This window comes from Mycobacterium sp., from assembly GCF_035633495.1.
Taxonomy (GTDB): Bacteria; Actinomycetota; Actinomycetes; order Mycobacteriales; family Mycobacteriaceae; genus Mycobacterium.
Genome location: NZ_DASQEU010000068.1, coordinates 1 through 12915 on the forward strand (window position 1 = coordinate 1; position 12915 = coordinate 12915).

The following is a 12915-nucleotide window of genomic DNA, read 5'->3' on the forward strand; positions in this document are numbered from 1 at the left end:
TTTGAAGGCGTTGCCAGCCGATGCCCCGGTCGTGATGATCAACCTGCTCAAGTTCAACGAAGGTGGGGGGCGGGAGAGCTACCTGCAGTACCTCCGCGAGGTCGCGGCACATCTGGCGCGTGTCGGAGGCACCGTCCGCTATAGCGGCGCCGCGCCGGTCAACGTCATCGGCGACGGTGAGCGCCCATGGTGGGATGCGATCCTGGTCGTCGAGTACCCCACCCCGGCTGCATTCGTCGAGATGGTCAAAGACCCTGGCTACCAGCAGGTTCACGAGCACCGGGCCGCCGCGCTGGAGCGGGGAGACCTGGTCGCCACGTCGACCTGGGCCATGGCCGAGTAGGCGTCGCCCTCGGTCTGTTCTACTAGCGACCATGGATCGCGCAGCATTCGACCGACTGTTCGACATGACCGGCCGCACCGTCATCGTCACGGGTGGGACGCGCGGCATCGGTCTGGCCCTGGCCGAGGGGTTCGTCCTCGCCGGTGCCCGCGTCGTGGTCGCCAGTCGCAAGGCCGACGCCTGCGAGGAGGCTGCCAAGCATCTGCGCGGACTCGGCGGGCACGCGATCGGCGTCGCCGCGCACGCAGGCCGCCTCGACGACCTCGACGACATCGTGGAGCGCACCGTCGCCGAGTTCGGCGGCATCGACGTCGTGGTGAACAACGCCGCCAACGCGTTGGCCCAACCGATGGGCGAGATGACCCCCGAGTCGCTCGCGAAGTCCTACGAGGTGAACCTGCACGGCCCGGTGTTCCTGGCGCAGAAGGCGCTGCCGTACCTGAAGCAGAGCGCGCACGCGGCGGTCCTGAACATGGTGTCGGTGGGTGCGTTCAACTTCACTCCGACGATGGCGATCTACGGTTCGGTCAAGGCGGCACTGATGTCGTTCACCCGCTCGATGGCAGCGGGGTACGTCGCAGAAGGCATCCGGGTCAACGCGATTGCCCCCGGCCCGGTCGACACCGACATGATGCGCAAGAACCCGCAACAGGCGATCGACATGATGGTCGGCGGAACGCTGATGAAGCGCCTCGCCGCCCCCGACGAGATGGTCGGCGCCGCGCTGCTGTTGTGTTCTGACGCAGGAAGTTACATCACCGGCCAGGTCGTCATCGTCGACGGCGGTGGGACTCCCCGCTAGACCTGGCGAATGGCGAAGTCGTCGAGGAACTCGACGAGGTGATCCGACATCACGCCGCCGCGAGCGTCGTTCCCCACGACCAGCCCGCGAGCATCCATCGCTGGACCCCCAGGTGTGCCCTGAGCCGTTCCATGATCGGCGATCAGGTGGTGAGTCGTGTTGGTGCTCCGGTCAACTGCGGGATCGCCGGCATGAGGCGTGCTTCGACCGCATCCGCGCTGATCGAGCAGGGTGATGCGATACGCGTCGGGATCGAAGGGCCGTCGCATTCCCGGCACACACCCCGACCCTGGACGTCCATCCCCCACGTCGAGCAGGCCTGACGCGTACGGTTCGATCTCCGGATGGGCCCCATCAGCGCTCCTTGCGGGTCACGAAGGCGGCCGTCGCCTCCTTGAGTTCACCACTGGTCGAGGACAGGATCTGGCTGCGGTTCTCCACCTGCAATGCCGCCTGCAGGCTAGGCGCCTCGAGGTTGGCCCACAACACCTGCTTCGTCGACTCCACCCCGAATTTGCCGTAGCTGCAGAGTGTTTTGGCAATCGACAGGGCGTCGTCGACCACCGACCCCGTGGACACCCGCGACACCAGGCCGATGCGCAACGCCTCGTCGGCCTCCACCGTGCGCGCGGTGAGGATCAGGTCGAACGCCTGGCCGGCGCCGACGATTCGCGGCAGCGTGTAACTGACGCCGATGTCGCAGCCGCCGAGGCCGAGCTTGATGAACTGCGTGCAGAACCGTGCCGACGGCGAGGCGATGCGAATGTCGGATGCCATGGCCAACGCGAACCCACCGCCGTAGGCAGGTCCGTTGACCGCGGCGATCACCGGCTGGCGCAGGCTGCTCAGCCGCGTGGTGAGCTCGGCGATGCGCTCCTGCCATCGCATGCTCGATCGCGGGAACTCCAGGCCGCGAGTGGCTTCCGCGGGCATGGGATCGGTCAGGTCGAGACCAGAGCAGAATCCGCGGCCTGCGCCCGTCAGCACCAGCGCGCGGCACTCACGGTCGGAGTTGACGTCCTCCAGGCTCTGGTGCAGGTCCTCGACGAGGCCGTAGTTCAGCGCATTCAGCTTGTCCGGCCGGTTGAGCGTGATGACGGCGATGTCGGGGCGCGGACGACTCAATTCGAGATGCGGCATAGCGCCTCACCCTATTCGCGGGCCTCAATCGCTACTGTGCCAACCATTGATCCCGACGACGATAAGGCGAAGCTGTTTGACGGCTGTGTGCCGAATCTCGTCGAGTGCCGTCTGGTCGGGTGCGTCCTCGATGGCTTCCGCGATCGAGATCATCGAGTTGACGAACAGACTGGACAGGATGTTGAGGTCCTCGGCGCTCCATGTGTTCAGGCCGGGGAAGCGGGTCAGGTCGATCGCCAGCTCCGAGGTGATCAGCCGAATCTCGGTGCGGATCGCATAGCGCAGCACGGTGACGCCGCTGTTGCGTTCCCGGCCGATGAAGCGCCAGTGCTCGCGACGCTCGTTGACTCCCGCGATCAGGATGTCGACGGTGGATTCGATGATCCGGCTCGGGTCGAGCTTTCCCGCTCTCGCGCCACGCAACATGTCGCGCAATGCGCGGAACGACTCATCGATGAGTACCAGGCCGAGTGCTTCCATCGAGTCGAAGTGCCGGTAGAAGGCTGCAGGCACGATGCCGGCCTCGCGGGTCACCTCCCGCAGGCTCAGGGCGCTGAAGCTGCGTTCCTCGAGCAGTCGCAACGCCCCCGCCACGATCGCCCGCCGGGTCGCCTCCTTGCGGTCGTCCCGCGAGAGGGTGTCCCGTGAGGAGCGCGAGGACCCCGAGCGTCCTGAACGGGGCGTTCGTGAACTGGGCGTACGATCGTTCACTGTGTGAAACCTACCACAACCTGCTCGAATCGGTTGACGGTTCTGGGGTATCTGCCGCACGGTATACACATGTTCACTCAAACGAAGACGCTGAGCCTGCGGGACGGAGTGCTGCGGTCGCCACTGGTCGACCTGCTCACCGGACCGCACGGCGTCGATCGCTACACGGAGCTCGTCGAGCCCACCTGGACGCTGGGCGATGCCCGCGCCAAGGTCGTCGCGGTTCGTCGGCAGACGCCCCGCAGCGTCACCCTCACTCTTGAACCCAATGCGGCCTTCGCGGCCGGACCCGCCTTTCGCGCCGGCCAGCACGTCAACCTGACCGTCGAGGTCGACGGGCGAAGGCAGACCCGCTGCTACTCACCCGCCAATGCCGAGGGCGACCGACTGCTCGAGCTGACGATCGGTGTACACGACGAGGGCCTGGTGTCGCAGCACCTGTTCCGCAACGCCCGTCCCGGCATGGTCGTGGGACTCGACGGCGTCGTTGGCGACTTCGTGCTGCCGGCCGTAAGGCCCCGCCGGGTTCTCTTCGTCTCCGGCGGCAGCGGCATCACCCCGGTGCTGTCCATGCTGCGCACGATGCGCGGCGAAGGCTCGGACCGCGACATCACCTTCATCCACTACGCCCGCACTCCCGAGGAGGCGTGCTACCGAGACGAACTCGCCGCCGTGCCCGGTGTGCGCGTCCTTCACGGCTACTCGCGTTCACCCGAGGCCGGTGACCTGACGGGTTACTTCGGTGCCGAGCACATCGCCGAGATGCCAGCGCCGGACGCTGTGTTCGTCTGCGGCCCAGCCGCTCTCGTCGAGGCGGTCCGCGAGCATTTCACGGACGCCCGCTTCGAGAGCTTCGTCCCGCCGGTGTTTGCCGTCCCGACGGAGGCGTCGGGTGGAACGGTCGCGTTCGCCGATAGCGGCGTCGCCGTCACCGACGACGGGCGCTCCCTGCTCGAGCAGGCCGAGGCGGCCGGCCTGACGCCGGCGAGCGGCTGCCGAATGGGCATCTGCCACACCTGTACCCGCCGCAAGACCAGCGGCGCGGTCAAGAGCCTCATAACCGGCGCCGTGTCGACGGCCGACGAGGAGGACGTGCAGATCTGCGTGTCCGTCCCCGTCGGTGACGTCGAACTGTCGCTCTGAAACCCCAATCGAACTCGAAAGGATCAGCCATGACTGCCATGCTCGAGAAGACCACCGTGGAGAACACCACCATCGACGAGAACGTCGTCGACGTGTTGCCCGCCCCAATTCAACAGGCCATCACCAAGATCGTCCGCGGCAAGCCCGTCACCATGACCCTCGAGATCGCCGATGCCTTCGGTCGGGAGCTGGACGAGTTGAGGGAACGCGTGGTCGCCGACCTCGGCGAGCGCGACGCCACCTACATCCGGCGTGTCATCAAGGCGCAGCGCGCCCTCGAGGTCGGTGGCCGCGCCATGCTGTTCGCCGGCATCCTGCCCCCCGCCTGGATCGCAGGCACCGCGATGTTGGCGGCGTCGAAGATCCTGGACAACATGGAGATCGGCCACAACGTCATGCACGGGCAGTACGACTGGATGGGCGATCCCGCGCTGACGAGCCGCAACTTCGAGTGGGACTCCGCCTGCCCGAGCGACCAATGGCGTCACTCGCACAACTACATGCACCACACCTACACCAACATCGTCGACATGGACCGCGACATCGGTTACGGGATCCTGCGGATGAGCGAGGACCAGCGGTGGACGCCCTACTACTACGGCAACCCGGTCTACGCGTTCCTGCTGATGGTGCTGTTCCAGTACGGCGTTGCGCTTCACGAACTGGAGACCGAGCGCATTCGGGCCGGCGAGATCTCCCTCGCCGACAAGCGCGAGATCTTGAAGGGCATCTGGGGCAAGGTCAAGCGGCAGACGCTGAAGGACTACGTAGCGTTCCCGCTCCTGGCAGGACCGTCTGCGCCGTGGGTGTTCACCGGCAACCTGACGGCCAACCTGATCCGCAACGTGTGGTCCTACGCAATCATCTTCTGCGGCCACTTCCCCGACGGCACACAGGAATTCACCAAGGAAGAGACCGCGAACGAGACTCGCGGCATGTGGTACTTCCGCCAGATCCTCGGCTCGGCGAATCTCACGGGTGGCAAGCTCTTCCACGTCATGAGCGGCAACCTGTCGTTCCAGATCGAGCACCACCTGTTCCCCGACATCCCGGCGTTCCGGCACGCGGAGATCGCAGAAGATGTCCAGGAGATCTGCGAGCGGTACGGCGTCCCCTACAACAAGGGCCCGCTGCCCAAGCAGTTCGCCACCGTCGTCCGCAAGATCTGCAGGCTGGCGCTGCCAGGTCGTTAGACGCCGCCACTTTCGCGCCGAGACTACGGAAGATGATGCATTTCAGTCGAAAAGCGTCATCTTCCGTAGTCTCGATGCGTTTCAGGTCTGACAATTCGGGCACCAGTACGAGATCCGGTCACCGCTGGTGTCCATTTCGATGATGGTTCCGCAGCGGCGACATGCACGCCCGGCCCTGCCGTACACCCACAGGTCGTTGCCCGGCCGGGTGTTTCCCGTCGTCGTTCGATTGACTCGGGATCGGTTGAGCCACAGCATGTCCCGCGCCCGCTGGGCGGCCCTGAGCGGGTCCTTCACACTGCTGACCGGTGAGGCCGGTAGTCGCCCCAGCACGAAGCACAGCTCGTTCGCGTATACGTTTCCGACGCCCGCCATGACCCGCTGGTCGAGCAACGTTTCGGCGAGCGGCCGGTCCGGATCGGTCACTAGGTTCGATGCCGCCGTGCGTGGTTCCCAGTCGTCGCCAAGCAGGTCGGGACCGAGGTGCGCGACCACCTCCTGGTCGTTGTCCCGGTCGAGTACTTCGAGCACTCCGAGATCGACGCCGGCAGCCCGACTGTCGGCCGTTTCCAGCACGATCCGCACCTTGTGGACCGGCACGCGCCTGATCTGGCCGTTCAGCAGCCAGGCGCCGTCCATCTTGAGATGGGAGTGGATGCTGGCGTTGCCGACGCGGATGAACAGGTGCTTGCCGCGGCTGAGAACCTCGTCGACGACCTGGCCGGTGAGATCCACGGTGGCGAACTTCGGCACCCGCACGTCGCATCGCGTCAGCGTCTTGCCTGCCAGTGCCCCCCGCAGCTTGTCCGCGGTGCGGAAGACGGTGTCACCTTCTGGCATGCCGTCAGATTAGCGGGTGTCGATCAGCGCCAGCGAAAGGTCCCACAGCCGTTCGGCATTCGCCGGGTCCAGTGCGTAGGGTGCGACGCCGCCCTGCCCCGGCCCGCCGGGGCGGTCGACGATCCTTGCTTGGTTGCAGTTCTCGAAGTAGCGCCCGCCGACGCCGTCCAACAGCGGAGACGCCGCCAGCAATGTCGACGTCGCGGCGCCCTGCTCGACGGTCTTGAAGTCGGTACCGGCGGCACGGAACGCCGTCAACGCCTGCTCGGCGTACTCCGCGGGACGATGGCGTTGCAGCGGTGTGGCGAGCCACCGGGCATCAGCGCGTTGGCGAGGATACCCTCGGCCGCCCAGCGTCGGGTGGCCTCGACCGCGAACAGCACGTTCGCGGTCTTCGACTGGCCGTAGGCGCCGAACGGGTCGTAGTCGCGGAAGGCGTAGTCGATGTCGTCGAACACCACGGGCGAGCGCAGGTGTCCGCCGGAACTCACCGAGACGATGCGCGCTCCGCCGGCCGAGGCGAGCGCACCGTGCAGGCCGACGGCGAGTGCGAAGTGTCCCAGATGATTGGTGGCGAACTGCATTTCGTGACCGCTGGCCGACATGGTCAGTTCCTGGATCGCCATCACCCCGGCGTTGTTGACCAGGATGTGCAGCGGTCCCTGCCACGCCGACACGAAGGCCGCAACGCTGTCGAGGTCGCTCAGGTCGAGCGGAGCCACCCCGACCTTGCCGCCGATGTCGGCCGCGACGCGATCACCGGCGGCGGTGTCGCGGACGGCCAACGTCACCTCGGCGCCTGCGCGGGCAAGGGCCCGAGCCGTCTCGATCCCGATGCCCGACGAGGCTCCGGTGACGATCGCACGCCGACCCGAGAGGTCGACGCCGGCGATCACCTCCGCGGCGGTGGACCCGAAGCCGAACGGGGTGGTGATCAGATCGTCGCTCACGATCCTTGCCAACGCGGTTCCTCGCAGGGGTGTTCCCCTCACGCGGGGATCGTGGCCAGCGAAGTGGCTGCCTTCTGGTGGCGGTGTTGACGCTCGACGACCGCGAAGTAGAAGGCGTAGGCGAACGCGCAGCTGGTGAAGAGGCTGGTCACGAAGAACAACCACGGCCGTCGGATCCCGCGCCGGTAGCCGTCGACGATGGTGAACAGAGGCAGCAGGATGACGTTGATGATCGTGTAGTCCTGGCTGGCCGATGCCGCCGCGGGGTTGACGTAGCCGAGCCCGATGAACTGTTGCCAGCTGCCCGGACCCCAGATCGGGTTGCCGCCAGGGACGGCGTACTGCTCGACGAACTGGTGGTTGAAGTAATAGCCGAGGGCGATCGAAGCGATGCCGATGACGTAGTACACGATCTCGAGCGCGGAGAACGCAGGCCCACCTGCGGCCCGGGCGAAGACGTGCGGATTGGCGCGGACGATCCAAAGGATGACGAGGACGCCGAGGATGGCATGAACGATCAGCGAGACCATGATCCGAGTATGGGACGCCACCACCGTAGTTTTGTCACTTTTGCCATTCTCGCGGTGATGCGGCGAGATCAGCGCAACCGCAACCCTCTCGGCGTCCGCGAAAAGCCGCTGCCGGTCAACGCGTCGTGGACGGCGCCGTGCGCCGGGCCCGCGCCGGGATCCAGCACGGGGACGCCGTTGATCCGCTCGACGAGCAGCGATTGAAGACGGCCCGCGCCGACCAGGTCGACCAGCGCGGCTCCGGCCGCGGCGTGCGCGTCGGCGTCCGGCGAGAAGGACAACAGCGAGCGTCCGCCCCGCTCGAGGAACCACGTCAGCTCACCGTCGACGAGTACCACCAGGGCGCCGGCCTTGCGTCCGGGCCGGTGTCCGGTATCGGACTCGCCGGGCCAGGGCAGTGCTGCGCCGTAGGGGTTGGCGGGGTCGGCGGCCGCGAGCACGACCGCGTGGTAGTCGCGACGCGTCTGGTCGAGCCCGTCGAGATAGGTCCGCAGCCGGTCGACCGTGGAAGCGACCGCGAACTGGGCTCCACCGAGCGATTCGACGAAGTAGCCGCGCTGGCACCGACCGGCGTCCTCCAGCGCGGTGAGCACCTTGTACAACATCGCGAACCCGCCGGGCACCCCCTCGGCTGAGCCCTTGGTGAGCACGCCGTACCGGTTGAGCAGGAGTTCCGCCGAGAAGTGCGCCCGGATGGTGGAGTCGGGCTCGGCGTGCGGCAGGGCGGACCACCGGCCCGCCACGGTCGCATCGGTGGTGCGGGTTTGAGCATGCGCGACGCTGTACCGGCTCAACCGCGGCGGCCGTTGCCGTTGCCGGTGCGCACCGCCCCGTCGACCCGACCCCGCGAGCAGTGCGCGGACCGGTGCGAACGTGTCACCCGTGACGTGGCCGGCCCAGATCAATTCCCAGAGAGCTCGTTTGACCGCGGAACCGGCATCACCGGCGTTCGCGTTGGCTGTGAGTTGCCGGAAGAAATAGGCGCCGCCGTGATCGAGCGTGACAAGGATTTCGCGATGGACGTCGGTGGTATCGATTGTCGCAGGTGCGGCCAGCGTCAGAGGCGCCGTCTCCGCGCTGTGGAACGCGACCCAGCCGTCGCCGCTGCTGATCGAACCGGCTCCCGACCACGTCACCTCGCCCGAGGCAAGCAATTCGTCGAGCATCGCCGGTTGATAGTTTCGGACCCGCTGGCCGAACACCAACGGCTCGATCGCCGACGCGGGGATGGGCACGCCGGACAGCTGCCCGATCACCGACGCCAATCCGTCGATGCCCGTACTCTTCTCGACTCCCACCTGCTGCCAGGCAGGCAGGAACCTGGCATAGGCGGCGGTGCTGACAGGCTCGACCTGGGCACGCAGGGCGGCCAGGGAGCGTCGCCTGAGAATCTTGAGAACGTCTGCGTCGCACCACTGTTCGGGGTCCTCGGTGGTGAACTCGCCGCGGACCAGTCTCCTGTCGACCGACATGCGGCCCAATACGTCTGCAGTCACCCGCAGGCCCAGCCCGAAGCGCTCGGCAGCCTCACGGGTGGTGAACGGGCCGCGGGTGCGGGCATAGCGGCCCAGCAGTTCGCCGAGAGGATCGGCAACGGAGTCGGTGAAACTGGCCGGAATGCCCACGGGCACGGCGATTCCCACACCGTCGCGCAGCAGGCCGACGTCCTCGATCGCCACCCACCACGTGTGACCGGCGAACGACACCGTCAGCGCGCGCCTGGCCGATCGCAACCCCTCCAGCCAGCCGCCGACCTCCTCGACCGTCGACCGCTCGGCCACCTCCCGTTCGGTGAGAGGACCGAGGAGCCGCAGCAGGTCGGCGACGCCCTCGGCGTCACGCACCGCGCGGTCGGTCGCCAGGTGCTGCAGTTGCGCGACGGTCGAGGCGATCACCTGCTGGTCGAGGAGTTCGCGCAGTTCGACGCGGCCGAGCAGTTCCGCCAGCAGGGTGCTGTCCAATGACAACGCGGCGGCGCGGCGTTCGGCCAGCGGGCTGTCGCCCTCGTACATGAAGGCGCCGACGTAGCCGAACAGCAGCGACGCCGCGAACGGCGACGGGGTCGTCGTCTCGACCTCGAGGATCCGGATGCGCTGCTGCGCAACGCGATTCATCAACTCGCGCAACGTCGGCACGTCGTATACGTCCTGCAAGCACTCGCGCACGGTCTCGAGGACGATCGGAAAGTCCGGGTACTTGCGGGCGATGTCGAGCAGTTGCGCGGCTCGCTGGCGCTGGTGCCACAACGGGGAACGCTTGCCGGGATGGCGGCGCGGTAGCAGGAGGGCACGTGCGGCGCATTCGCGGAACCTCGAAGCGAACAGGGCCGAGCCGCCCACCTCGTCCGTGACGATGGGATCGATCTCGTCGGCGTCGAAGACGAACAGTTCCGCGCCCGGCGGGGTGTCCTCGGTGTCGGGCAGGCGCACGATGATGCCGTCGTCGGAGGCCGTCGGCTTCTCGTCGATGCCGTAGCGCTCCCGTAGCCGCCTGGCCACCGCCAGCGCCAGCGGGCCGTGCACGCGCAGACCGTAGGGGGAGTGCAGGATGACGCGCCAGTCGCCCAGTTCGTCGCGGAAGCGTTCGACGATGAACGTCGTATCGGTGGGTACTGTGCCGGTGGCCTCCCGCTGATCGTTGATGAGCTGCCACAGGTTGTCGGTGGCGAAGTCGTTGAAACCCATTGCATCGCAGCGTTCGTCGAACTTCGCGCGGTCCAGCCCGGCCAGTGCTCCGGTGAATGCGCCGATGGCGGCACCCAGCTCGGCGGGTCTGCCCACTCCGTCGCCGCGCCAGAACGGCAGCCGGGCCGGCTGTCCCGGCGCAGGCAGGACGAGCACGCGGTCGTGGGTGATCTCGGTGATCCGCCAGCTGGTGGCGCCCAAGGAGATGACGTCGCCGGGGCGCGACTCGTACACCATCTCCTCGTCGAGTTCGCCTACCCGCGAGGGCTTGTCGGTATCGGCCGACGAGGCCAAGTACACGGTGAACAGGCCGCGGTCGGGGATCGCGCCACCGGACGTCACCGCCAGTCGTTGCGCGCCCGGCCTTGCGGTGAGGGTGCCCGCGTCGCGGTCGTACACCAATCTGGGGCGAAGCTCCGCGAACTCCGTGGAGGGGTACTTTCCGCTCAGCAGGTCCAGCGTCGCCTCGAACGCGCTGCGCGGCAACGTGGCGAACGGTGCGCTGCGCCGCACGGCGTCGAACCAGCGGTCGGCGTCCAGCGGTTCGAGAGCGGCCGCGGCGACGGTGTGCTGGGCCAGCACGTCGAGGGGGTTGGTGGGCACCCGCGTGGTCTCGATCTCGCCTGCGAGCATGCGCTGCACCGTCACTGCGCAGTCGATGAGATCGGTGCGGTGTTTGGGGAACAGCACGCCCTGGGAGATCTCGCCGACCTGGTGCCCCGCACGGCCGATCCGTTGCAGGCCGCTGGCCACCGACGGCGGGGACTCGACCTGGATGACGAGGTCGACGGCGCCCATGTCGATGCCGAGCTCGAGGCTCGACGTGGCGACCACCGCCTTCAGGCGACCGCTCTTGAGGTCGTCCTCGACGATCGCGCGCTGCTCCTTGCTGATCGACCCGTGATGGGCCTTCGCCAGCAGCGGCTCCGCCCCCAAGCTCTGGCCGCTCCCCATGATCTGGGCGGGAAAGCCGCCGCCTACCTTTGGATTCCGTGTCTCGGGTACCTCGGTGCCCACCCGTTCGGCGTGAATCTCGTTGAGCCGCGCCGTCAGTCGTTCGGCGAGGCGCCGCGAGTTGGCGAACACGATCGACGACTGGTGCGCCTCGATCAGGTCGACGATGCGTTCTTCGACGTCGGGCCAGATGCTGTTGTTCTCCAGGTTGGCCATGTCGGGCACCGGCACGTGCACCGACAGGTCGAACGTCTTCGCGGCCATGGGCGCCACGATGGTCGTGGGGGATTGGCCCGACAGAAACCTGGCGACCTCCTCGGGCGGCCGGACGGTGGCCGACAGACCGATCCGTTGGGCGGGCTTGTCCATGAGTTGGTCGAGGCGCTCCAACGACAGCGCCAGGTGGGCCCCGCGTTTGGTGGCCGCGACGGCGTGCACCTCGTCGACGATCACGGTGTCGACCTCGGCGAGCGTCTCCCGTGCGGCCGAGGTGAGCATCAGAAACAGCGACTCGGGCGTGGTGATGAGGACGTCCGGCGGCTTGGCGATCATCTCGCGGCGGCGGTTGGGTGGCGTGTCGCCCGAGCGCACCCCGACCGTGATGCTCGGCGCGGGCACGCCGCGGCGTTCCGCGACGCGGCCGATGCCGGTCAGCGGGGTGCTGAGATTGCGCTCGACGTCGACCGCCAGCGCCTTGAGCGGTGACACGTACAGCACCCGGGTGCCCGCCGTGGCGGCTCGCGGCTCGCCCGAGGCGAGCCGGTCGATGGCCCAGAGGAACGCCGCCAGCGTCTTGCCCGACCCCGTCGGGGCGATGACCAGGGTGTTGTCGCCGTTGGCGATGGCCTCCCACGCCTCGGTTTGGGCGGCCGTCGGCGCGGCGAACGTACCCGTGAACCACTCCCGCGTCAGCTCGCTGAAGCGGGCTAGGGGTGCTGCGGGTTCAGCGGTCTTCCGGGCCATCTAGCCATAGTGCCCGCACCCACCGACAACCCCGCCGACCCCTCTCGCGATTTCGGCGCGCAAACGATCGCTCAGCGAACGGGAACGCGCCCAAGTCACTCGGGGGTGGGCATGGAGGGCATGGCGGGGATGCGAGCGACGGCGTCGAGCAGCGCGTGTGCGCACGCGTCGGCGACCGCTCCCGCGTCGATCGACGGGTCGACGACTCGCTGCCGACACATCTCGAAGGTGAACGCCAGCCAGCCGTAGACGACCGCGCGCAGATCGCGCAGCACCTTGGAGTCCAGCGGATCGCCCAGTGACTCCGTGATGCGGTCGATGATGCGGTTGGCCTGGCGGTCGTTGTCCACGTCGTCGATGCCGCGAAGCACCGGGTCGGAGCGGCCCATGCCCATGTAGGCAGCCCAGGCGCCGTGCGGGTGGGCCTCGTCGTAGTGCAGGTAGGCCAGCACGCCGGCGTGGAGCTGCTCGAACAGGCTGAGACCCGGCTGCGGGGGAGTGTTGGTGGCCTCGAACAAGCGCTCGCCCTCGGCACGCACGACGGCCGCGAAGAACGCGCGCTTGTCCGGAAAGTAGTGGTACATCAACGCCCGCGACACACCCGCGCGTTCGGCGATCTCGTCGATGCGCACCTCGTCGTAGGGCCGCTGTCCGAACACCTC

The 12915-nt window shown here is 67.6% G+C and carries 12 protein-coding genes and 1 pseudogene; 4 read left to right on the forward strand and 9 right to left on the reverse strand.

Annotation, left to right across the window (positions count from 1 at the left end; translation table 11 throughout):
- Nucleotide 1 precedes the first annotated feature (1 nt).
- The gene (locus tag VET27_RS11285; protein ID WP_526518034.1) at nucleotides 2-343 is read left to right on the forward strand and encodes a DUF1330 domain-containing protein; all 342 of its coding nucleotides are present in this window, start codon (nucleotides 2-4) and stop codon (nucleotides 341-343) included.
- 31 nt (nucleotides 344-374) lie between these two features.
- Entirely contained in the window at nucleotides 375-1145 is a 771-nt protein-coding gene (locus tag VET27_RS11290; protein ID WP_526518036.1) for an SDR family NAD(P)-dependent oxidoreductase, read from the forward strand.
- A 52-nt stretch (nucleotides 1146-1197) separates the two neighbouring features.
- Here the strand turns inward: VET27_RS11290 and VET27_RS11295 are convergent.
- The 3 genes and pseudogenes from VET27_RS11295 to VET27_RS11305 form a co-directional block, all read right to left on the reverse strand.
- Nucleotides 1198-1414, reverse strand: a pseudogene (locus VET27_RS11295) (alpha/beta fold hydrolase); the annotation flags it as partial.
- A gap of 85 nt (nucleotides 1415-1499) precedes the next feature.
- Complete coding sequence (locus VET27_RS11300; RefSeq protein ID WP_526518038.1) at nucleotides 1500-2285, reverse strand: enoyl-CoA hydratase/isomerase family protein; 786 nt, start codon at nucleotides 2283-2285, stop codon at nucleotides 1500-1502.
- A 24-nt stretch (nucleotides 2286-2309) separates the two neighbouring features.
- Nucleotides 2310-2996 carry a TetR/AcrR family transcriptional regulator gene (locus VET27_RS11305; protein ID WP_526518040.1) on the reverse strand — a complete coding sequence of 229 codons (687 nt, stop codon included), beginning with the start codon at nucleotides 2994-2996 and terminating at the stop codon, nucleotides 2310-2312.
- A 69-nt stretch (nucleotides 2997-3065) separates the two neighbouring features.
- Here VET27_RS11305 and VET27_RS11310 point away from each other — a divergent pair, with 69 nt between their 5' ends.
- A complete protein-coding gene (locus tag VET27_RS11310; protein WP_526518042.1) occupies nucleotides 3066-4139 on the forward strand; it encodes a ferredoxin reductase in 1074 nt (357 codons plus the stop codon).
- 152 nt (nucleotides 4140-4291) lie between these two features.
- Nucleotides 4292-5332, forward strand: a complete 1041-nt coding sequence (locus VET27_RS11315; RefSeq protein WP_526518057.1) for a fatty acid desaturase family protein — start codon at nucleotides 4292-4294, stop codon at nucleotides 5330-5332.
- An 81-nt stretch (nucleotides 5333-5413) separates the two neighbouring features.
- Here the strand turns inward: VET27_RS11315 and nei2 are convergent, their stop codons facing one another.
- The 6 genes from nei2 to VET27_RS11345 form a co-directional block, all read right to left on the reverse strand.
- Nucleotides 5414-6172: an endonuclease VIII Nei2 gene (nei2, locus tag VET27_RS11320; protein ID WP_526518044.1), complete on the reverse strand. Its 759-nt coding sequence runs from the start codon at nucleotides 6170-6172 to the stop codon at nucleotides 5414-5416.
- A gap of 9 nt (nucleotides 6173-6181) precedes the next feature.
- Nucleotides 6182-6430 carry a hypothetical protein gene (locus VET27_RS11325; protein ID WP_526518046.1) on the reverse strand — a complete coding sequence of 83 codons (249 nt, stop codon included), beginning with the start codon at nucleotides 6428-6430 and terminating at the stop codon, nucleotides 6182-6184.
- Nucleotides 6427-7164: an SDR family NAD(P)-dependent oxidoreductase gene (locus tag VET27_RS11330; RefSeq protein WP_526518048.1), complete on the reverse strand. Its 738-nt coding sequence runs from the start codon at nucleotides 7162-7164 to the stop codon at nucleotides 6427-6429. Before VET27_RS11330 ends, VET27_RS11325 begins: the two co-directional genes overlap by 4 nt.
- Nucleotides 7161-7652: a DUF2834 domain-containing protein gene (locus VET27_RS11335; protein ID WP_526518050.1), complete on the reverse strand. Its 492-nt coding sequence runs from the start codon at nucleotides 7650-7652 to the stop codon at nucleotides 7161-7163. The genes VET27_RS11330 and VET27_RS11335 overlap by 4 nt, the downstream gene beginning before the upstream one ends.
- A gap of 68 nt (nucleotides 7653-7720) precedes the next feature.
- The gene (locus VET27_RS11340) at nucleotides 7721-12253 is read right to left on the reverse strand and encodes an ATP-dependent helicase (RefSeq protein WP_526518053.1); all 4533 of its coding nucleotides are present in this window, start codon (nucleotides 12251-12253) and stop codon (nucleotides 7721-7723) included.
- A 95-nt stretch (nucleotides 12254-12348) separates the two neighbouring features.
- On the reverse strand, nucleotides 12349-12915 hold a 567-nt coding region (locus VET27_RS11345; RefSeq protein WP_526518055.1), incomplete at its 5' end, for a TetR/AcrR family transcriptional regulator.